Annotated in this window: 20 protein-coding genes; 7 read left to right on the top strand and 13 right to left on the bottom strand. The window is 68.6% G+C overall.

Annotated features, from left to right (window positions below; genetic code table 11):
* Positions 1–3: 3 nt before the first annotated feature.
* Entirely contained in the window at positions 4–249 is a 246-nt protein-coding gene (locus J2S76_RS19955; RefSeq protein WP_307063354.1) for an exodeoxyribonuclease VII small subunit, read from the bottom strand.
* Positions 250–316: 67 nt separating this feature from the next.
* Complete coding sequence (locus J2S76_RS19960; protein ID WP_307063356.1) at positions 317–1,246, bottom strand: histone deacetylase family protein; 930 nt, start codon at positions 1,244–1,246, stop codon at positions 317–319.
* Between the two features lie 235 nt (positions 1,247–1,481).
* On the opposite strand from J2S76_RS19960, the gene J2S76_RS19965 reads away from it, so the two are divergent.
* The 3 genes from J2S76_RS19965 to J2S76_RS19975 all read left to right on the top strand — a co-directional run bounded on the left by J2S76_RS19965 (position 1,482) and on the right by J2S76_RS19975 (position 4,840).
* Positions 1,482–2,489 carry an L-threonylcarbamoyladenylate synthase gene (locus tag J2S76_RS19965; protein ID WP_307063458.1) on the top strand — a complete coding sequence of 336 codons (1,008 nt, stop codon included), beginning with the start codon at positions 1,482–1,484 and terminating at the stop codon, positions 2,487–2,489.
* 186 nt (positions 2,490–2,675) lie between these two features.
* Complete coding sequence (locus J2S76_RS19970) at positions 2,676–3,947, top strand: cell wall hydrolase (protein ID WP_307063359.1); 1,272 nt, start codon at positions 2,676–2,678, stop codon at positions 3,945–3,947.
* A gap of 320 nt (positions 3,948–4,267) precedes the next feature.
* Positions 4,268–4,840 carry a carbonic anhydrase gene (locus tag J2S76_RS19975; protein ID WP_307063361.1) on the top strand — a complete coding sequence of 191 codons (573 nt, stop codon included), beginning with the start codon at positions 4,268–4,270 and terminating at the stop codon, positions 4,838–4,840.
* Between the two features lie 110 nt (positions 4,841–4,950).
* Here J2S76_RS19975 and J2S76_RS19980 read toward each other — a convergent pair whose 3' ends face one another.
* The 7 genes from J2S76_RS19980 to J2S76_RS20010 all read right to left on the bottom strand — a co-directional run bounded on the left by J2S76_RS19980 (position 4,951) and on the right by J2S76_RS20010 (position 12,611).
* Positions 4,951–5,433, bottom strand: a complete 483-nt coding sequence (locus J2S76_RS19980) for a F0F1 ATP synthase subunit B family protein (RefSeq protein ID WP_018389012.1) — start codon at positions 5,431–5,433, stop codon at positions 4,951–4,953.
* A gap of 10 nt (positions 5,434–5,443) precedes the next feature.
* A complete protein-coding gene (locus J2S76_RS19985) occupies positions 5,444–6,046 on the bottom strand; it encodes a F0F1 ATP synthase subunit B (RefSeq protein WP_370874798.1) in 603 nt (200 codons plus the stop codon).
* An 85-nt stretch (positions 6,047–6,131) separates the two neighbouring features.
* Positions 6,132–6,359: a F0F1 ATP synthase subunit C gene (locus J2S76_RS19990; RefSeq protein ID WP_018389010.1), complete on the bottom strand. Its 228-nt coding sequence runs from the start codon at positions 6,357–6,359 to the stop codon at positions 6,132–6,134.
* Positions 6,360–6,424: 65 nt separating this feature from the next.
* Complete coding sequence (locus J2S76_RS19995) at positions 6,425–7,174, bottom strand: F0F1 ATP synthase subunit A (protein WP_026221270.1); 750 nt, start codon at positions 7,172–7,174, stop codon at positions 6,425–6,427.
* 131 nt (positions 7,175–7,305) lie between these two features.
* A complete protein-coding gene (locus tag J2S76_RS20000) occupies positions 7,306–7,689 on the bottom strand; it encodes an AtpZ/AtpI family protein (protein WP_370874799.1) in 384 nt (127 codons plus the stop codon).
* Positions 7,690–7,997: 308 nt separating this feature from the next.
* A complete protein-coding gene (smc, locus tag J2S76_RS20005) occupies positions 7,998–11,450 on the bottom strand; it encodes a chromosome segregation protein SMC (RefSeq protein WP_307063373.1) in 3,453 nt (1,150 codons plus the stop codon).
* Between the two features lie 102 nt (positions 11,451–11,552).
* Positions 11,553–12,611, bottom strand: a complete 1,059-nt coding sequence (locus J2S76_RS20010; RefSeq protein ID WP_307063375.1) for an FUSC family protein — start codon at positions 12,609–12,611, stop codon at positions 11,553–11,555.
* A gap of 118 nt (positions 12,612–12,729) precedes the next feature.
* Here J2S76_RS20010 and J2S76_RS20015 point away from each other — a divergent pair, with 118 nt between their 5' ends.
* A complete protein-coding gene (locus J2S76_RS20015; protein WP_307063377.1) occupies positions 12,730–13,905 on the top strand; it encodes a site-specific DNA-methyltransferase in 1,176 nt (391 codons plus the stop codon).
* A 77-nt stretch (positions 13,906–13,982) separates the two neighbouring features.
* Here the strand turns inward: J2S76_RS20015 and J2S76_RS20020 are convergent, their stop codons facing one another.
* Together J2S76_RS20020 and mutY are read right to left on the bottom strand one after the other, a co-directional pair.
* The gene (locus tag J2S76_RS20020; protein WP_307063379.1) at positions 13,983–14,171 is read right to left on the bottom strand and encodes a CsbD family protein; all 189 of its coding nucleotides are present in this window, start codon (positions 14,169–14,171) and stop codon (positions 13,983–13,985) included.
* Between the two features lie 69 nt (positions 14,172–14,240).
* A complete protein-coding gene (gene mutY, locus J2S76_RS20025) occupies positions 14,241–15,338 on the bottom strand; it encodes an A/G-specific adenine glycosylase (RefSeq protein WP_307063380.1) in 1,098 nt (365 codons plus the stop codon).
* A gap of 65 nt (positions 15,339–15,403) precedes the next feature.
* Here mutY and J2S76_RS20030 point away from each other — a divergent pair, with 65 nt between their 5' ends.
* Positions 15,404–15,952, top strand: coding sequence for a DUF721 domain-containing protein (locus J2S76_RS20030; protein WP_307063382.1), 549 nt, complete (start codon positions 15,404–15,406; stop codon positions 15,950–15,952).
* A 133-nt stretch (positions 15,953–16,085) separates the two neighbouring features.
* Positions 16,086–16,745, top strand: a complete 660-nt coding sequence (locus J2S76_RS20035; protein ID WP_307063384.1) for a DsbA family protein — start codon at positions 16,086–16,088, stop codon at positions 16,743–16,745.
* Between the two features lie 84 nt (positions 16,746–16,829).
* Here J2S76_RS20035 and J2S76_RS20040 read toward each other — a convergent pair whose 3' ends face one another.
* Both J2S76_RS20040 and J2S76_RS20045 read right to left on the bottom strand, forming a co-directional pair.
* Positions 16,830–17,384 (bottom strand): VOC family protein, encoded by a 555-nt coding sequence (locus tag J2S76_RS20040; RefSeq protein ID WP_307063386.1) that lies wholly within the window; start codon positions 17,382–17,384, stop codon positions 16,830–16,832.
* Positions 17,381–18,472, bottom strand: a complete 1,092-nt coding sequence (locus tag J2S76_RS20045; protein WP_307063462.1) for a PA0069 family radical SAM protein — start codon at positions 18,470–18,472, stop codon at positions 17,381–17,383. The genes J2S76_RS20040 and J2S76_RS20045 overlap by 4 nt, the downstream gene beginning before the upstream one ends.
* A gap of 359 nt (positions 18,473–18,831) precedes the next feature.
* Here J2S76_RS20045 and J2S76_RS20050 point away from each other — a divergent pair, with 359 nt between their 5' ends.
* Positions 18,832–19,419 carry a glycosyltransferase family protein gene (locus J2S76_RS20050; RefSeq protein ID WP_307063387.1) on the top strand — a complete coding sequence of 196 codons (588 nt, stop codon included), beginning with the start codon at positions 18,832–18,834 and terminating at the stop codon, positions 19,417–19,419.

A 19,419-nucleotide genomic window follows, 5' to 3' on the forward strand; every position in this document is an offset into this window, starting at 1 on the left:
CGCCTATTCCCCATCCAGCGGCTGGGTGCCGGCCGGGCGGCCATCGGCGCTGAGCGTGATTTTCTCGACCCGCGCCTCGGCATCCTTCAGCAGCGTGTCGCAGCGGGCCTTCAGCGCCTCGCCTCGGGCATAGAGCGCGATGGATTCCTCCAGCGGGACATTGCCACCCTCGAGCTTGGCGACGATGGTCTCCAGCTCGGCGAGCGCCTTCTCGAAGCTCAGCGCGTTCACATCCGCCGCATCGACCATTGCGTCATCCCTCCATGAGTCGGGGCCCCTTATACAGGCAGGAACCGCCGTTCTCACCCCCTCGCGGTCAGCCGCGCATCAGCGCCATGACATGGGCGGAGGCGGATCGGGCCAGCCCCTCGAGATCGTAGCCGCCTTCCAGTACCGAGACGATCCTGCCGCCGCAATGCGTGTCGGCGATGTCCATCAGCTTCTTCGTCACCCAGGTATAGTCGTCTTCCAGCAGGTTGATATTGCCGAGCGGGTCGCGCGTATGAGCGTCGAAACCGGCGGAAATGATCAGGAGCTCCGGCCCGAAAGCCTGCAGGCGCGGCAAAATGCGGCTCTCGAACGCCTGGCGGAAATGCTCGCCATCGTCACCCGAGCGCAGCGGCGCATTGACGATGTTATCGGTGGTGCCGCGCTCGCCCACCGCGCCGGTGCCGGGAAAAAGCGGCATCTGGTGGGTGGAGGCATACATCACGCTCGGGTCCGAAAAGAAGATCTCCTGCGTACCATTGCCGTGATGCACGTCGAAATCGACGATGGCGACGCGGCCGATGCCATGCACCTTCTGGGCGTGGCGCGCGGCGATGGCGACATTGTTAAATAGGCAGAAGCCCATGGGGGTGCGGGTTTCAGCGTGGTGACCGGGCGGGCGCATCGAGACAAAGGCGTTGTCCACCTTGCCCGACAGCACCTCGTCGACCCCGAGTACCGCGCCGCCGACCCCGCGCCAGATCGCCTCGCCGGTGCCAGGCGACATCACCGTGTCGCCGTCGATCCGCACCATCCCCTCATCCGGCATCGCTTCTTCAAGCGCTGCCACGTAATCCTCGGGATGGACACGCACGATATCCTCGCGCGCCGCTACCGGGGCCTGTTCGCGCGCCAGTGTGGCGAACTGCTCGCCCTCGAACACCCGGTTCAGCACCCGCACCCGGTCGGGACGCTCGGGGTGGCCGGAGGGCGTGAGGTGTTCGAGGCAGGCGTCGTGCGCGATCAGCAATGTGGTCATGGCGTTCCTTTGGCAGATCCTTGGTCGTGCTGGTCATTGGCTCTCAGGGCCTGGCAAGCGGTGGACGATAGGCCACGCCGCCGGAGGGGGCCAGCCATGCGCGGGGCGTTTTTTCCGCCTCCTGCCCCCGCCAGCTCCGGCACGCCGTTGACCCGCCAGGCCGGAGCGCCTATCCGAGCGCGCCTGAGCGGGAGATGCAAGCGTGGCGACAAGCACGAGCGGGCGGCCGGCGTCGATGACGCCCACGCCCCGGCGGACGACCCGGGTGCTGCCGTCGGACGCCGCCGGCATCGCTGAAGCCGTACGCCTGCTGCGAGCCGGGGGGCTGGTGGCGCTGCCGACGGAGACCGTCTACGGCCTCGGCTGCGACGCGACCGATCCTCTTGCCGTTGCCAGCCTCTACGCCGCCAAGGGCCGGCCGAGCTTCAATCCGCTCATCGCCCATGTACCAGACCTTGCGGCGGCGCAGCGTGTCGGCATCCTCACCCCGGCCGCCGAGAGGCTCGCGGCCCGCTTCTGGCCGGGCCCCCTGACATTGGTGGTGCCGGCTCTTGAGGGTGCCACCTGCGAGCTTGCCCGCGCTGGCCTCGCCAGCGTCGCCATCCGCGTGCCCGCCCATCCGGCGGCGCAATCGGTGCTGGCGGCTGCCGCGCGGCCCATCGCGGCCCCGAGCGCCAATCGCTCCGGCCACGTCTCACCCACAACGGCCGCCCATGTCCTCGCCGATCTCAACGGGCGTATCGACCTGATCCTTGATGCAGGCCCCTGCGCGGTCGGGGTGGAGTCGACCATTCTGGACTGCACCGGCGACACGCCTGTCCTGCTGCGCCCAGGCGGGCTGGCACGGGAGGCGATCGAGGCGGTGCTCGGCTTGTCCCTGTCAGCCGCCCCGCTTGCCCCGGAGACATATGATCCGGAGACCGCGCCGCTCGCCCCCGGAATGCTCGCCTCGCATTATGCCCCCTCGGTTCCCGTACGTCTCGACGTCACCGAGGTTCGGCACGGCGAGGCGCTGCTGAGCTTCGCCGGCGCCCGCCCGCCAGGCAGCGAGAGGGCTGCGCTGCTGCGCGACCTAAGCCCCGCTGGTGATCTGGTCGAGGCGGCTTCCCGCCTGTTCGCTCTGCTGCGGGAGCTGGATGCGGCCGGGGCCGAAGGCATCGCCGTGGTGCCGCTGCCGCGCCACAATCTCGGCGAGGCGATCGCCGACCGCCTGCGCCGGGCCGCCGCACCCCGCCCCGACTGAACGACGGAGAAGCGCCATCCACCTGCCGCTGCGGCATTAACGCTCGGGCAAGGTTAATGCGCGACAACTACAGGGCCAGATGCGCTCGCCCTTGCCTGTGGCGAAGCGGGCACGCGTGGCGGGTTCAGTTGCGTGATGATACGTGGGCGTCGGGTGAACATGCGAAATTCCACGCGCGTTCGGAATATGGGCAGGACCGGCGCCGCTGCGCTCGCGCTCTTTTTCGTCTGCTCCTCGACCATCGGCCTGCAGGACGTGCGGAGCCGGCTGGCCGGCCAGCCCGGCGTCGCCGAACGCGCCCGCATCTCCATCCTCGGCGGGCCGGTGCATCTGCTGAAGGCCTCCACATTCGCCTGGCCCTCCCGTTCCGCCCTGCTGGCCCCTTCCGAAATCACCGTCCCGCCGCTGGCCGCCCTGGCTGTCGACATCAACCGCGCCAGCAAGGCGGACCGGCTGGCGCTCACCCCGGTAGCGCCGCTCGATGCGGATCCGCTCGCCGTCTCCGGCGTGGCCACGCCCGCCAGCCTAGCCGGTGCTGGCACCGGGACGATCGCCAGTGCCACCCCCCTTCTCACCACGGACGCCGGCATCGGCACACAGGCAGCCGGCTTCTTCGGCACCGGGACCGATCCGCTGGAAGAAGAAGACGACGCCGAACTTGCCGCCGCGCAAACGGACGGCCTTTACGCCATAGCGGCCGGCGACCCGACCGGCGATCCCGCCCAGTTGGAGCCGGAGGGCGCGAGCCTCGATGGCGACGACACCGAGATCCGCGTACCCGGCAATGGCGCGCTGGCCGCGGCATTGGATGGCACCCAGGCCGGGCCCGCCCCGACATTCGACTCCGACCCCTCCCTACCGCTCTATCGCCAGAGCGCCTTCATCTTCGGGCTGGACGAGACGGCCCTTCCGCCGCAGCCTTTCATGCACATGAGCGCCCTGCCGGGCGGCGACAGCGGCACCACGGAAGCGCAGAAGGCCGAGGCCGACTCCCGGCGCGTCACGGACGGTCCCTCGCCGGCCGAGCGTCTGGGCCTCGCCGGCAAGCGGCGCGAGCGGGCGGAAAAATGCCTCGCCGAAGCGGTCTATTTCGAGAGCCGGGGCGAGCCCCGGCGCGGACAGGTGGCCGTGGCGCAGGTGGTGATGAACCGCGTCTTCTCCGGCTATTACCCCGCCGACATCTGCCGCGCCGTTTACCAGAACGCACACCGCCGGCTTGCCTGCCAGTTCACCTTCGCCTGCGACAATGTCCGCGACGTGGTCACCGAGCCGGAACTGTGGAATCAGGCGAAGGAGATTGCCGCTGACATGCTGGAGGGGCATGTCTGGGACGAAAAGGTCGGTCGGGCGACGCATTACCACGCGCGTTCGGTACGCCCGAACTGGATCCGCGAGATGCGCAAGCTCGACCGCATCGGCGAGCACACCTTCTACCGTCCTCGCCGCTGGACCAGTTGAGGCGGTGGGTCGGCACGCGACGTCAGCCTGAGGGCAGCTTCCCCCGGCAACATTGCCGCTTCGGCGGTGCGGCCCGATGGGACCGGATTGGCACCGCCGTCCGTAAAACCCGTCAGTCGTGCCTGTCCCCGGCCGGGGACGCGCCGTTGCCAAGGACCGTCTCCCTCATGTGCCAAGATTGCATCACCCGTGTCGCATTGTCGCGCCGGTCGCTCCTGCGCGGCGCGACATCCGCCACCCTTTCCGCCGGCGCCCTGTTCTGGGCGGGCCGGGCGGCTGCCACAGCGAGCGCCGAGCCCGCGCCAACCCCCGATCATGTGATGAACGAACTGGTGGCTGGCAATACCCGCCACGTCCGTGGCGTGCAGACCTGCACCGACTTCCTCGCCAACAGGGCTGCCCTCGCCAAGGGCCAGCATCCGCTCGCGATCGTCCTTGCCTGCGCCGATTCGCGGGTGGCGCCGGAATATGTGTTCGATCAGGCACCCGGCCGACTGTTCACGGTTCGCGTTGCCGGTAATTTCGTCGACGTGGAAGGGCTGGCCAGCATGGAGTACGCGGTCGATCACCTCGGCGTCCCGGTGATCGTCGTGCTCGGCCATTCCAGCTGCGGCGCGCTCACGGCCGCCGTCGGGGTCGAGCAGAACCATACGGCGCTTCCTGGCCATCTGTCGGCGCTGACGGATCAGCTCAGCATCCCGGTCCGCGCCGCTCTCGCAGGCAACCCGGCCGATCCGGTCGCCGCAGCCATCCGGCAGAACGTGGTCTACTCCATGGAGCGGCTTGCGAACGGGCCGTCAATCGTTGCAACGGCGGTCGCGGCCGGCAAGGTCAAGATCGTGGGGGGAATCTATGACCTCTCGACTGGCGGGGTGGCTCTGGTCAGCCGCTAAGAACGGGCCCCCCCGAGAACGCAGCGCGATACATATGACAAAAGCCCGGTCTCTCGACCGGGCTTTTCGTTTTCTCGAATCAACAGCAGTTGCCGCAGCGGGCAAGCGGCTTAGTTGAGCTTCGAAGTTACCTCGGCCACGGCCGCATCGAGCACCCGATCGGCGGCGCTGCCGACAAGCTGGGTGGTCAGAAGAAGCTCGGAAGCCTTCACCGCCGCGTCGGCGGCAGCGGCCTTCACTTCGGCGAGCGCCTGCGCCTCGGCCTGGGCGATCTTCTGCTCGGCCATCTTGGTGCGGCGGACGATGAGGTCCTCCAGCTTCTGCTTGGTTTCGGCGGCAAGACGCTCGGCCTCAGCCTTGGCGGTGGTGATGATCGCCTCGGCCTCTTCCTCGGCCTCCCGCTGGCGCCGCTTGTACTCGGCGACGAGCTTCTGCGCCTCTTCCTTCAGTCGGCGCGCCTCTTCCAACTCGTGCCGGATGCGGTCGCCGCGCGCGTCGAGCTTGGACAGGATGCCCGAAAAGGCCCCTGCCCGGGCGAGCAGGAGGAAGAAGATCACGAAGGCGACGGCGACCCAGAAAGTATCACTACCCATGGTGCGCTCCTCAGCCCTTGATGGCGGTATCTACCGCCTCTTCGACCGCGCCCGACGTGGGCGTGGTGCCGATCAGCGTGTTGACGATGGCGCTAGCCGCCTCGACGGCGATGCCGCGTACATTGGCCATAGCCGCTGTCTTGGTGGCAGCGATCTGCACTTCGGCCGCTGCCAGCTTGACGTTCAGATCGGCCTCCAGCGACTTGCGGCGCGTCTCGGCTTCCGCCGCTAGCGTGTCGCGCGTCTCGGTGGCGATGCCATGGGCCTTGGTGCGGGCGCTGGCGAGGGCCTTTTCGTAAGCCTCGGCCGCCGCCTCGCTCTCCGCCTTCAGCTTGCCCGCTTCCTCGATGTCGTCGGCAATTCGGTCATGCCGTTCTTCAAGGATGGTGGCGATGCGCGGCAGAGCCACGCGGCTCATCAGCAGGTAGAGCGCGGCGAAGGCGATCACCAGCCAGAGGAGCTGCGAGGGAAAAGTGTGAACATCGAAGGGAGGGAAGTTGCTACCGTGAGCTTCTGCTGCGGGCACGGCAATCTCCACACCGCTTGCGGCCGGCAAGCTGCCGGGCGACGCCTGGGCGACTATGATACCGGCCGGACCGTGGGGCTCGGACATGGGTTTAGGCTTCCTCAATCACTGCTGATGTCGATTCATCCCTGCCGCGCAGGCCCGCCTGGAGCCCGCGCGGCAGGGTGAGACATCAGACCACGAAGAGGAGGACGAGGGCGACGACGAGCGAGAAGATGCCCAGACCTTCGGCAAGCGCCGCGCCGATGAAGGCGCGGGCGAACTGGCCATCGGCCGCCGACGGGTTGCGCAGGGCGCCCGCGAGGAAGTTGCCGAAGATGGTACCGACGCCGATGGCGGCGAGGCCCATGCCGAGCGTGGCGAGACCGGCGCCGAGGAACTTGGCGGCTTCCGCTTCCATGATCTTCTCCTGTTGGAATAGTCAGATTGGTTGGATGGCTGGATGAGGTTCCCGCGACGCGCGGGTCAGTGACCGGGGTGCAGCGCGTCGTTGAGATAGATGCAGGTCAGCACCGCAAACACATAGGCCTGCAGGGCGGCGACCAGGAATTCGAGAGCCGTCAGCGCCACCACCATGAACAGCGGCAGCACCGCGCCGAACCAGCCGACGACGCCCGAAGCCGTCATCATCACGATGAAGCCGGCGAACACCTTCATGGCGATATGGCCGGCCAGCATGTTGGCGAAGAGACGCAGCGAGAGGCTGATGGGACGCGAGAGGAACGAGATGACCTCAATCACGACCATGAAGGGCAGCAGGAAAGCCGGCACGCCCGAGGGAACGAACAGGTGCAGGAAGTGGGTGCCGTGGCGCACGAAGCCGTAGATGATGACCGTCAGGATGACGAGCAGCGCCAGCGCGGCAGTGACGATCAGATGGCTGGTGACGGTGAAGGCATAGGGGATCATGCCCACCATGTTGGCGGTCAGCACGAAGATGAAGAGCGAGAAGACGAGGGGGAAGAACTTCATCCCCTCATTGCCCGCCGAGCCGCGCACCGTCGAAGCCACAAACTCGTAGGAAAGTTCGGCCAGCGACTGCAGGCGCCCGGGAACCAGCGTGCGGCCACGGGTGGCAAAGGTGAGGAAGAAGAACACCAGCGCCACAATGCCGAACATGAAGGCGGCAGAATTGGTGAAGGCGAGCTCGACGCCGCCAGGCTGCCCCAATTCCACGATCTTGATGATCTGGAACTGATGGATCGGGTCGATCACACTGCCGCTGGCCATCGTCGGTCGCTGCCCTCAACACGCGGCGCCGTCGGCGCCCGTCCCCATCTCAAGCACCGCCGGAGCGGCACCGTCCGTTTATCTGGCACCCACCGCGAGGCCGGCGCCGAAATTCGTCACGCCCCGCCCTTCGGCGGGCTCTTGCGGCCGGTTTCCCCCGCCGCGCGCATCATGTTCACGATGCCCGCGCCAAAGCCCAGCAGCATGAAGACGATCATCCCCCACGGCGCGATGCCGAGAAAACGATCGATGGCCCAGCCAAGGCCGGCACCGACCAGCACGCCCGCGACGAATTCGGCACCCAGCCGAAACGCCAGCGTCATGCCGGCTGAAGACGACGTCCGATCCTGAGTGGCGGACGCCTTCTGTTCGGCTTGCCGCTCGGCCTGCACCTTGTCCAGCGCACTGCCAAGACCGCGAAGTCGGCCGGAGAGTTCAGCCTCGGACGGGTCCGGACGGGCTGAGCCGCCATGGTCGTCCGTGTTTTTTCGGTCGCCCATCATTCGCACTCAAGCCTGACCGGAGAAGGATTTCCCGACCCCGAAGACGGGCGCACCATAGTGTTCGCCCCTAGGGGTGTCAAGGATGTGAACACATCTTTTAAGTGACTGTAATACCTAGATAAAAGCAAAGTCAGGACGCTCTGTCGCAGGCGTTTCGATCGCATCCTGCACCAAGGGAAGGGGTCCGAGATGTTTTTGGCATGCCAGCATCGCGCCTTATGAGGCGCGCTGGCCCACACGCGGGGCGCGGCAGAGCGTGGTGCCGGACGCCCTAAGGCCGCCCAGCATGACAGAAGCCGCGCCCGTCAGCTCGCCTCAAGAAAGCGCTCAGCGGCGGCGAGATCGACCGAGACCAGCTTCGACACGCCACGCTCGGCCATGGTGACACCGAACAAGCGGTTCATCCGGCTCATGGTGATCGGGTTGTGGGTGATGGTGACGAAGCGGGTCTCGGTGAGGCGGCGCATCTCGTCGAGCAGGTTGCAGAAGCGCTCGACATTGGAATCGTCGAGCGGCGCATCCACTTCGTCCAGCACGCAGATCGGCGCCGGATTGGTGAGGAACACGGCGAAGATCAGCGCCATGGCCGTCAGCGCCTGCTCGCCGCCAGAGAGCAGGGACAGTGACTGCGGCTTCTTGCCGGGCGGCTTGGCAATGATGTCGAGACCCGCCTCCAGCGGGTCGTCCGAATCAGTCAGCACCAGCTGCGCCTCGCCGCCTCCGAACAGCGTGTTGAAGAGCTGGCGGAAATGCCCGTCGACGACATTGAAGCTCGCCTGCAACCGCTCGCGCGCCTCGCGGTTGAGGCCGTAAATGCCGTGGCGCAGCCGCTTGATCGCCTCGGTCAGGTCATCGCGCTCGCCAGTCAGCCCCTTCTGCTGGGTCTCGATCTCGATCAACTCGTCTTCGGCGCGCAGATTGACCGCGCCGAGCCGCTCGCGGTCGGCTTTCAGCCGACCGAGCTGCTGGTCGAGTTCGGCCAGAACCGGAACTTCCGCCTCGGGGGTGAAGCCGGCGATCTCGCGCGCGCTCTCGGGCGGCCCGTCGAGCACGTCGCCGATTTCGCGCGCCAGATCCTCCCGGCGCTGGCGGGCGGCTTCCACCCGCGCCTCGGCCCGGGCGCTCTCCTCGCGGGCGGCCGCCAGCGCGTCGAGCGTGGCGCGGGCGAGCTTGTCACCCTCCACCTGCAGCGATTCGGCACTCGCCAGCCGGTCGGCCGCCTCGCGGCGCGCGGCCTCCGCGCGGGCGACTTCGTCGAGCAGCGCCCGCCGCCGGGCGGCGAAGCGCACAGGCGCGTCATCAAGATCGTCGCGTTCGCTGGCAGCTTCGGAGAGGCGTGCCTGCAGCGCCGCCACACGTTCACCCGTCCCGCCGGCCCGCGCTTCCCAGGAGGCCCGCTCGGCGGCGATGGTGGAGAGGCGCCGCACACGTTGCTCGCGTTCGCGCACCAGCGCATCGGCCCTCACCCGGGTTTCCGCCAGCACGGCGCGGTCCATGGCAACACGGGCGCGGACTTCCGCCAGCTGCGCCTCGCCTTCGGCGGGCGGGGGCTGGTCGGCAACGTCGGCACGGGCCTCCTCCAGCGCGATCGCGGCGATTTCGCGATCTTCGTGAAGGCGCACCAGATTGGCACCGAGGGCGGCGAGGCGGGCGGTCTGCTCGGAGGCGGCGCGCTCGGCACGGGCAAGTTCGTCACGCGCGGTCTCCATCGCGCGCAGGCTAGCGCGGCGGGCCTCGCGGGCGGCATTCTCGCGGGCGCCGGCGGCGCGCAGGGCGGCCTCCGAGGCCTCCAGATCGCGGCGATGGCGGGCCACCTCGGCGCGGGCACCTTCAAGCTGCGCCTCGACATCGGCAAGACGGTTGCGCTCGGCGAGGCGCCGGGCCGCGGCAGTGGGGGCATCTGCGGCCGCGACAAGGCCATCCCAGCGCCACAGATCGCCCTCGCGGGAGACAAGCCGCTGGCCGCTCCTGAGCTGGGCGGCGAGTCGCGGGCCGTCCGCACGCGACACGACGCCGATCTGATTGAGCCGGCGGGACAGCACCTTGGGCGCCACGACATGAGCGGCGAGCGGCTCGGCGCCTTCCGGCAGCGACGCGTCGCCGAGGGGGCCGACCAGCGACCAGTGCACCGGCGCGGCGGCGTCGGACGGGGCGTCGAGATCGTCGCCGAGCGCCGCGCCCAAAGCGGCCTCGAAGCCGCGCGCCACCTCGATGAAGTCCAGTACCGGCGACCAGCGGCGGGGCGTGCCAACATCGAGCAGCTTGGCAAGCGTGCGCGCCTCGGTGTCCAGCCGCTGGGCGGCCCGCTCGGCCTCGGCCAGCGGGCGGCGAGCCTGGTCGAGCGCGGCGCGGGCGCTCGCATGGGCGTTCTCCGCCTCCTGCGCCGCCGCTTCGGCGGTGACGAAGGCCTCCTGCGCCAGCTCGGCCCGCTCGCGCCGTTCGTCGAGCCGAGCGGCATCGACATTGGCCTCCAGCTGGCGCTTTTGGCCGGAGAGCTGCTCCACGTCACGGTCGAGGCGGGACAGACGCTCGCCCGCCTCGCGCAGGGCACGCTCCAGCGCCCCCCGCCGGGCGGCGGCTTCGGCATTGGTCGCGGTCGCCTCGGCGAAGGCGCGCTCGGATTCGGCAAGCCGGCCCACCGCCTCACCATTGCGCCCCAGTGCCTCGTCCTCCAGTTGGACGGCCTGCTCCTGGGCGAAAGACAGATCCTCGGCTTCCTGCGCAAGACGCTCCAGCATCTCGCCGGCGTCCTTCTCCAGCGCCCGCTCGCGCTCCATGTCGCCGCCCAGCTGGGCGAGGCGGCGGTCAAGCTCCTCGCGGCGAGCGCCGGCGCGGGCTTCCTCACGGTCAAGTTCGCCGCGGGCCAAAGTAAGGCGTTGGAGCGTGGCGGCGGCGACGGCATCGGCTTCGCGCAAGGCGGGGATTCCGTGGGCCGCTATGGCTGCAGCACGCGCGGCCTCGCCCTGCTGCACGGTCCGGGCGGCCACTTCGCGCACGGCAAGGTCGAGCGCCCGGCTCGCTTCGCCGAGCCCGCCCTCTGCCTCCAGCCAGCGCAGCCAAAGCAGCGCCGCCTCGGCCTTGCGGATGTCGGCGGAAAGCACCCGATAGCGGGCCGCCTGCCGCGACTGGCGGCGCAGCGCGTCGAGCTGGCCGGTGATCTGGCCGATGACGTCTTCGAGGCGGGTCAGATTGGTCTCGGCAGCGCGCAGGCGCATTTCCGCCTCGTGCCGGCGGGCATGGAGGCCGGCGACGCCAGCGGCTTCCTCCAGCAGGCGACGCCGCGCGGTCGGCTTAGCGCCGACGATCTCGCCGATCTGACCCTGCCGCACCATGGAGGGCGAGCGCGAGCCGGAGGAAGCGTCGGCGAACAGGATCTGCACGTCGCGCGCCCGCGCCTCGCGCCCGTTGATCCGGTAGGAGGAACCCGCCTCGCGCTCGATGCGGCGGGAGATTTCGAGCAGATCAGCGTCGTTGAAGATGGCGGGGGCGGAACGATCGGCATTGTCGACCACAAGCACCACCTCGGCGGTGTTGCGCGCAGGCCGCGTGGTCGAGCCGCCGAAGATGACGTCGTCCATGCCTTCGGCGCGCATCGCCTTGTAGGAGCTTTCGCCCATCACCCAGCGCATGGCCTCGACAAGGTTCGACTTGCCGCAGCCATTCGGGCCCACAATGCCGGTGAGACCGGGCTCGATCAGCATTTCGGTCGGCTCGACAAAGGTCTTGAAGCCGGTGAGACGCAGGCGGGTGAATTTCATTTCCCTAGGGTGCCGCCAGGCGGACACAAGTTCAAGTGGTGCGGGTGGCTCGATCCACGAGATGTTGCGATTCGCAAGCTCATTCCCCTCCTCGAAGGCCGATCAGGTCTGCCATCCGAGCCACCGGCGCAGGCGCGCATTGATCACCAGCGCCGCCAGTGCGAAGGCGCAGCCCAGCGTGACGTCCACCACCCGGTCGGCGGCGGCGTAGATGGGCACGGCCATCAGCGTGCCGACAAGCTGCAGCAGCAGGATGATGAACGTCGCCATCGCCGCCATGCCGAGCGCGCCGTGCACACGTTGCCCCGGCCAGCGCACCAGCGCCGCGAGGGCGAGGCCGGCCATCAGCCCCGCCGGCGAGGTAATGAGCGCGCCATAGAGAAAGGCCGCCCCCGCCCCGAGCACCGTGCCCAGCGCGAGGTCGATCATCATCTGGCGGCTGAAATGGGAGTCGTCGCGCAGCACGATCACCACCGCGAACACCGCCCAGTGCGGGTGCGGCAGGCCGAGCAGGCGTCCCACGAGAAAAGAAGCGGCCACCGCCACCGCCACGATACCGGCGAAAAGCAGTCGCTCCCCTCGCGTTGCGCGCAGATGCGCGGCAATGGCCGCGAGCGTCGGCGCGGTGGAAGGCCGCCACAGCCCGGTGGCGAGATCCCACCCCACCGATACCAGCCAGGCATAGGCGGCGAACACCGCCACCACGGCGACGTCACCCGGCTGGAAGGGCACGTCGAGCGCGGCAATCGCGGTGGCGAGGCAGAAGAAACGCGCGGCAAAGGCGGCGCTAGGATGCACCGCCTCCACCAACGCATAGAGCGCGGCGGTAGCCACCAGCGCGATGGCCGTCAGCCAGAGATGGCCGGCCACGACGGCACCGAGCATGGCGCCCGCCAGAACCACCAAGCCAGCCGTAGCGAAGAGCACAGCGCGCTGCCGGGCGGTGCCCCCCGTATCCAGGGTGAAGCCGAGAATGCAGGTGAGCAGCGCGTAGCCGACCCAGTAGTTCTGGTGCAGCGCCAGGCCTGCCGCCATCGGCGCCATCACCGTGACGGTGAAGCGCAGCGAGCGGGCAAGCAGCCCGTCGCCATGCCAACGCGGCAGTCCCCCAGCGGTGGAGTGGAACGGGCCCGGTCGTGACGGGCTCGCGGGCGGGTCCACCGATGATCTCGATGAATGCAGATTTGGCGGCATCGCTTTACCCGGTCTTTACCCTGTCCGGCGGAGATTGTGGATACACGAGTTCCGTTGCGTCCGTTACGAGTAGGGTAGAGCGTTCATGAAGGTCGTTCGCAACGGGGAGGCCCTGAGGGCTCCCCGATCCGGCATTGCCCGTTCCGCTGGCCTGCCCTCCAACCTCCCCCTCGACAGCATTGTGCGCGGCGATTGCATTGCCGCGCTGTCGCGGCTTCCGGCCGCCTCGGTCGACCTCGTCTTCGCCGATCCACCCTATAATCTCCAGCTTCAGGGCGAATTGAAGCGCCCCGACGACAGCCGGGTCGACGCGGTGGACGACGCCTGGGACAAGTTCGACAGTTTCGAGGCCTATGACGCCTTCACCCGCGCCTGGCTTCTGGCGGTGCGGCGGGTGCTCAAGCCCACCGGCACACTGTGGGTGATCGGCTCCTATCACAACATTTTCCGCGTCGGCGCGCTGCTGCAGGATCTCGATTTCTGGATCCTCAACGACATCGTCTGGCGCAAAACCAACCCGATGCCGAACTTCCGCGGCCGGCGCTTCACAAATGCCCATGAGACGCTGATCTGGGCGGCCCGCGAGCCCGAGGCGAAGGGATACACCTTCAATTACGAGGCGCTGAAAGCGGCCAATGAGGATGTGCAGATGCGCTCCGACTGGCTGTTTCCGATCTGCTCGGGCCATGAGCGGCTGAAGGATGAGGATGGCCACAAGGTCCACCCGACGCAGAAGCCGGAGGCTCTGCTGGCCCGTGTCATCCTTTCGGCCTCCAAGCCCGGTGACGTGATTCTCGACCCCTTCCTTGGCTCGGGCACCACGGCGGCGGTGGCCAAGCGGCTCGGCCGGCATTTCATCGGTATCGAACGCGACGCCACCTATGCCGACGCGGCCCAGGCCCGGATCGACGCGGTGCAGCCGCTGCCCGATCTCGCGCTCATCCCCGCCCCCACCGCGCGCGAAGCGCCGCGCATTGCTTTCAACTCGCTGGTTGAGCGCGGCCTGCTAACCCCCGGCACGCAGCTCACCGACGCCAAGGCGAAGGTACGGGCGATGGTGCGGGCGGACGGCACGCTGTCGCTGGAAACCGCGCCGGGCCTCGGCCAGATCGGCTCCATCCACCGCGCCGGCGCCCTCGCACAGGGGCTGGAGGCCTGCAATGGTTGGACCTACTGGCACATCGCCACGCGCGAGGGGCTGAAGCCGATTGACACGCTGCGCGCCGTGGTGCGCTCGGAAATGGCGATGGCGGCGGAGTAGCCTCCCCTTCGCTGCGGCACCCGAGCATGAAAAAGGCCGCCCAGAAGGGCGGCCTCATCATCGGCGATACTGGGTTGTCAGAGGTTGCCGGCCTTTTTGACCTGCTCCTTGATCTCGCCCTTGGCCTGCTGGGCCTCGCCCTTGATTTCCTGCACCTTGCCTTCGGCCTGAAGACGCTCGGAGCCGGTCATCTTGCCGACGCCCTGCTTCACATTGCCGACGGCCTCGTTGCCCATGCCTTTGGCCTTGTCCATCGTGCTACCCATGGTCGTCATCTCCTGTTCTGATCCGCTCGGTTGCGGCTTGCAGGAATAACGAGCGAGGCGGCGGAAGGTTCATTCGGGGCCGGTGAAAAACGGCTGTGCGTGGGCCAGCACCTTGCGCATGACGCTCGGAAACGCTTCGGCATCGAAGCCTCCTGGAAGCACCCAGCGGTGCCCGGCCGGGGCCCGCGCATCGGCCGGCACGTCGGCCCGCCACAACTGCAATTCCAGTGCGAAGTGACTGAAGACATGGGTAACGGTGGCGTTGAGCGCCGTCCAGCTCGCGGAGAATGGGGCATGTATGGCGGGATGGACGCTGCCGCCGGTCTCCCACGGGGTGGAAGGAACCTCGCTCATCCCGCCGAGCAGCCCCTTGGGGGGACGCGAGCGCACCAGCACGGCGCCATCCGCCCGCACCGCGAGGAAGGCGACACCCTGGCGGGTCGGGCGCGCCGCCTTAGCCGCCTTCACCGGATAGCGCTCCGGCGCGCCCAAGGCGCGGGCAGCACAGGGGCTCTGCCACGGGCACAGGGCGCAGGCGGGCTTGCGCGGCGTGCAAATAGTGGCGCCAAGGTCCATCATCGCCTGGGCGAAATCGCCATAGCGCGCCCGCGGCAGCAACGTGAGCGCCAGCACCCGAAGCTTGGCCCTCGCTTTAGGGAGCGGATCTGCCACCGCGAAGAGCCGCGCCACCACCCTCTCCCAATTGCCGTCCACCGGCGCGGCGCGACGCTCGAAGGCGATGGCGGCAATGGCGGCGGCCGTATAGGGGCCGATGCCGGGCAAAGCGAGGAGCGCCTCCTCATCAGCCGGAAACTGCCCGCCATGACGCTCGCACACCGCCTTGGCACAGGCGTGCAGATTGCGGGCGCGGGCATAATAACCGAGCCCCGCCCAGGCGGAGAGCACCTCTTCGAGCGGCGCGTCAGCCAGCGCCTCTACGTCCGGCCAGCGCCGCAGAAAGGCGTCATAATAGGGGGCGACCGTCACCACGGTGGTCTGCTGCAGCATGATTTCCGATAGGAACACCCGGTAGGGGTCCTGGCGCAGACCCGACGGCGCACGCCAGGGCAGGCGTCTCTGGTGGCGATCATACCAAGCGAGCAGCGCGCCCGGATCGGGCAGAGCAGGCACGGGTTTGGCGACGGCTGGATTGGCGGCGGCAGGCATGCGATCCTCAGTCACAACGCCCGCACCGTGGCCGTATCGGCGGCGCCGGGCAAGACGAGATTATGATGGCCCCCCGTTCCCGCCCCCGCCCGCTCGCCGACCTGATCGACGCGACCATCGCCGAGAGCTGCCGCCAGCGCGGCCTCGCGTCAGTGGAGATCGTCACCCGCTGGGCCGACATTGTCGGCGAGGCGCTGGCGGCCCGCGCGATGCCGATCAAGCTCGCCTGGCCCTCACGACCGGACAGCGGCGAGCCCGGCGTGCTGCATGTGCGGGTCGAGGGTGGCTTCGCCATTGAATTGCAGCACGACGCGCCGATCGTCATCGACCGGGTGAACCGCTATTTCGGCTGGCGCTGCATCGGCCGGCTGGCGCTGAAGCAGGGGCCTGTGCCGCGCCCGCGCCCGCGCTTCCGCTTCAAGGAGCCCGATGCTGCGGAATGCGGCGCCGCCCAGCAGCGTATAGCCACCATCGCCGGCACGTTCGAGGATGACGCACTGGCCACCGCCTTGGCGCGGCTCGGCGCGCTGGTGGCGCGCGAGGCGGGTGGCAAGGTCAGAGGCACGAGCGGCGACGGCAGCCGAGGGAATGGACCGGGTTTCACGCAGCGGTGAGGCACGGGGCGGCGGCGCCCCGTTGCCAGGACGCCGCGCGGGCTGTAGGCGCTAGAGCAAGACGCAAGACGCGGACACAACACACAGGCATTCAAGGCCGGCGGGAACGCCGGGCTGCTTCTGGAGACCGACAATGATCGACCGCCGTCGCTTCCTCGAAGGTATAGGCGCCCTCGCCCTCACGCTTGCCGCCTTCAAGGCGCTGGGCGGCAATCTGGTCGGCCGCGCCGAGGCGCAGACAGTCGACCCCGAGAAGCTGATGGCGCCGGGCGCCCTGCCAGACCAGGTGCTCGGCAAGGCAGACGCGCCCGTCACCATCGTCGAATATGCCTCGCTGACCTGCGGCCACTGCGCGCATTTCCACGAGACCACCTATCCGGTGCTGAAAGAAAAATACATCGACACCGGCAAGGTGCGCTTCATCCTGCGCGAGTTCCCGCTCGACATCGTTGCCAAGGCAGCCTTCATGCTGGCGCGCTGCGGCGGCGAGGGCAAATATTACCCGATGACCGACACGCTGTTCGAGACCCAGAAAAACTGGGCCTTCTCGAGCAACCCGGCGCAGGCTCTGCTCGCCATCGCCAAACAGAGCGGCATGACCGAGGCGCAGTTCAACGCCTGCCTCAACGACACCGCTCTTGCCGGCCAGATCGACGAGGTCGCCAAGCGCGGCGCCACCGAATTCGGCATCGATTCCACCCCGACCTTCTTCATCAACGGCAAGAAGGTGTCGGGCGCGCTGAGCCCGGAGCAACTGGATAAGGAACTGGCGCCGCTGCTCGGCGCCAACTGACGTCCATCCTTTTCCAAGGGTTCCCGCGCGCCGGGAACCCTGCACTGGACGCGAACCCTGCCGCCGTCCATGAGGGCGCCAGCGTCAGTCCGGCAGCACGATGCGGCCGGCGGCGTCGAAGGGAAAGCCGGGATTGTGGGCGATCTCCCAGGGGTGCCCGTCGGGATCGGCGACATAGCCGGAATAGCCGCCCCAGAAGGTCGGCTGCGCCGGGCGCAGCGCGCGCCCGCCGGCTGCCACGGCGCGGATCAGGGTGGTGTCGACCTCCGATCGGCTCGCCCGGTTGCAGGCCAGCGCGATGCCGCCGAACGCGCCCGGACGGCCTGCCACCACGCCCGCATCGGCGGCGAGCTCCACCCGCGGATAAAGCGAGAGCACCACGCCTCCGGCATCGAAGAAGGCCGCGCCTGTCGCCTCCTTCACCCGCCGCACCAGGCCCAGCGCCTCGTAGAAGGTGACCGCCCGCCTGAGGTCGGCGACGCCGAGCGTCACTAGCGAGAGCTGCAGCGGCGCCATCGCGCGCGTCGTGCCCCTCGGCTCCACCGCGCTTGCCTCCCCCACGGCCGTCTCGCCCGCAGCGGCACCGCGCGTCCGACCGGCTCTTTCCTCGTCTGCTTCCATCCGGCCGTCCCCGCTCATGCGCCTTCTCCAAACAACGACAATTGCTCGCCCTTCTGCGGCGGGCGGGTGAAATGGCGGGTGGTCAAACGGGTGTGGCGGCGGTTCAGGCCGAGCCGCTCGCTGGCGATCTCGAAGCGCCGCGCGAGGGTCCAGGCATAGGGGCCGGTGCCGGTCATCCGCTGGCCGAAGGTGGAATCATATTCGCGCCCGCCATGCAGTTCCTTCAGCAGGGAAAGCACATGGCGGTAGCGGTCGGGGAAATGGGTGAGGAGCCATTCGCGGAAAAGGTCGCGGATTTCCAGCGGCACCCGCAGCATGACATAGCCGGCTTCCGAGGCGCCGGCCGCCACCGCCGCGTCGAGGATGCGCTCCAGTTCCGCATCGGTCACGGCGGGGATGACCGGAGCCACCAGCACGGCGGTCGGCACGCCGGCCTCTGAGAGGCGGCGCAGCGTGTCCAGCCGCCGCAACGGGGTCGCCGCGCGCGGCTCCATGATCCGCGCCAGCTTGGCATCAAGCGTGGTGATCGACAGCGCCACCTTCACCAGCCCTTTCTCCGCCATAGGGCCGAGAATATCGAGGTCGCGCACCACCAGTGCCGATTTGGTGACGATGCCAACCGGATGGCCGAAATCGCGCAGCACTTCGAGGATGCGTCGGGTCAGACGCCACTCCCGCTCGATCGGCTGGTAGCCGTCGGTATTGATGCCGAGCGCGATGGTGCGCGGCTCGTAGCCGGCCTTGGCGAGTTCTTTGGCCAGAAGCTCCGGCGCATCCGGCTTGGCGAACAGCTTGGTCTCGAAGTCCAGCCCGGCCGAAAGACCCTGATAGGCGTGGGTCGGCCGGGCGAAACAATAAACACAGCCATGCTCGCAGCCGCGATAGGGATTGATCGAGCGATCGAACCCGACATCGGGCGATTCGTTGCGGTTAATGATGGTGCGCGGCTTCTCCACCGTCACGCTGGTGCGAAACGGCGGCAGATCGTCCAGCCCCTGCCAGCCATCGTCGAAGCGCTCGCGGCTGTGCGGCTCGAAGCGTCCCGCCGGATTGGAGAGCGCCCCGCGTCCGCGCCGGCGATTCTCCTCCACCATCCAGTCGGGCATGGGCGGCGGTGGTACCGCATCGATATCCGACAGGCCGGTGCGGTCGCGGGCAGCTTCCGCCCGCTCCAGAGCGCGGGCATCGCGGCGCTGTTGCGCTAGCCGTCCCAAGTGCCGGGGAGCGGCGGGGGGCGCGGGCGGGCTGGAGGGCCGATCGGGAGTTGTGCGGTGCATGGCGGATTCTCTCGGGCGGAGTTCTTCTCTAACGCGGCACTGAGAACATATCAAGAACATTGATCGAATTGCGACAGCCGGGCTGTACGGGCACAGAACGGTGCGATAGGCAGGAAACGCTCTCTCCGTCAGGCTCGGGGCGCCTCCCCGGCCTTCTCCAGACCCAGATCATCAAGGGTGGCCACGGCGTGATCTCGGTCGTCATTCCCACAAGCGCGGGCGCCAAGCGGCTGATTCCGACCCTCGCCTCGCTCGTGCCGGGCGCCGCCGCCGGGCTGGTGCGCGAGGTGCTGCTGGTTGATTCGGCCATGTCCGGCGATGTCGCCGAGATCGCCGACGCGGCCGGATGCGAATATCTAGCCGGCCCGGCCGATCACGGCGCGCGGCTGCGCCAGGGCGCGGCGGCGGCACGGGCCTCCTGGCTGCTGTTCCTGGAACCGACTGGCCTCTTGCAGGAAGGCTGGGCGCGCGAGGTGCGCAACTTCACCGACCAGGTCGAGCGGACCGGGACCAATGAACGGCGGGCCGCCACCTTCCGGCTGGCGCTGGACGGTTTCGGCGTCTCGCCACGGGTGAAGGAGGCGGCGGCGATGATGCGCCATGCCATCACCGGCCGGCCGCGTCCCGAGCAGGGGCTGCTGCTGCACCGCCGTCTCTATGAGGCGTTGGGGGGCCACACCCCCGGTCCGAACGCCAATCGGCGCCTGCTGGCGCGGGTCGGGCGCAAGCGGCTGGTGCTGCTGCGCTCGCAGATCTTGCTGCCGGAGGAAGGCTGA

This window comes from Ancylobacter vacuolatus (assembly GCF_030813595.1).
Classification (GTDB): domain Bacteria; phylum Pseudomonadota; class Alphaproteobacteria; order Rhizobiales; family Xanthobacteraceae; genus Ancylobacter; species Ancylobacter vacuolatus.